This window comes from Arthrobacter sp. SPT-J7, from assembly GCF_059089965.1.
In genome coordinates this window covers 1-1,191 of sequence record NZ_JBNHFF010000458.1, presented here as the reverse complement: position 1 = coordinate 1,191, position 1,191 = coordinate 1, and the positions used below count along the sequence as shown (strand labels likewise).

The window sequence follows — 1,191 nt, the reverse complement described above, 5'->3', positions numbered from 1 at the left end:
CGAGGGCTTCACGGAGAAGTACTCCCACGCCCTGCAGCAGACCCTGTTCGACATGGGCACCAAGGTACTGGAAGCCCACAGCGAGATCGACGAGATCAAGTTCTCCATGCCCAACAAGCACCACTTCCTCGTGGACCTCTCACCCTTCGGCCTCGACAACCCCAACGAGGTCTTCTACGCCGCCGACCGCCCCTACGGCCTCATCGAGGCCACGGTCCAGCGGGAAGACGCAGCCGCAGCTCCTGCCGCCTGGTCCGGCATCGCCGGCTTCTGCTAAACACACCCGGCTCCCGCCAGCAGCCACCCGGGGCCCTCCAGCTGACCAGAGGGCCCCGCCACCTTCAGGAATCACATCTACCTCACGCAGCGGTCGAAGGCACGCCACAAGAAACCCTCGACCCCTAAGCCACACCAAGAGCACTTGTTAGCCAGACAACGTTAGCCAGACGAAGACGTCTGCCATGAACCAAGAAAGTCTGCCATGAACATCAGAAGGAAATCCGCCACCGCCGTCGCCGGCAAAGGCCAGCAATCAACCCGCCCCGAGGACGAGCGGCTGTCCGTAGGAAGCAGTTTCGCCTACGGCTTCCAGCACGTTCTGACCATGTACGGGGGCATCGTTGCCGTCCCGCTCATCGTCGGCCAGGCTGCAGGGTTGCCCCCTGCCGATATCGGCGTCCTGATAGCCGCCGCGCTCTTCATGGGCGGGCTTGCTACCATCCTCCAGACAGTTGGCATCCCGTTCTTCGGCTCCCAGCTGCCGCTGGTCCAGGGTGTATCGTTCGCTGGCGTGGCAACGATGGTCGCCATCGTCACCACCGGCGGAGGCATTCAGTCCGTCTTCGGTGCGGTCATCGTTTCAGCCGCCATCGGCTTGTTGATCGCGCCGGTCTTCTCGAAGATCGTGCGGTTCTTCCCACCGGTGGTCACCGGAACTGTCATCACGACCATTGGCCTGACACTGATGCCCGTCGCCGCAAACTGGGCCATGGGAGGGAACAGGAATGCCGAGAACTACGGCAGTATGGAAAACATCGGTCTCGCGGCGATCACACTGGCCCTCGTTCTCCTCCTGAGCAAGCTCGGCAACGCCACAATTTCCCGGCTCTCGATCCTGCTGGCCATGGTCATCGGAACCCTGGTCGCAGTCGCAACCGGGATGGCCAACTTCTCCAAGGTCGGGGATGGCCC

General features: G+C 62.6%; 1 protein-coding gene and 1 pseudogene. Both read left to right on the top strand.

Annotation, left to right across the window (positions count from 1 at the left end; genetic code table 11):
• Window positions 1-277, top strand: a pseudogene (locus AC5RWX_RS33565) (factor-independent urate hydroxylase); the annotation flags it as partial.
• Between the two features lie 204 nt (window positions 278-481).
• Window positions 482-1,191, top strand: a 710-nt coding sequence (locus tag AC5RWX_RS33560; RefSeq protein ID WP_494100470.1) for a solute carrier family 23 protein, incomplete at its 3' end; no start/stop codon positions are given.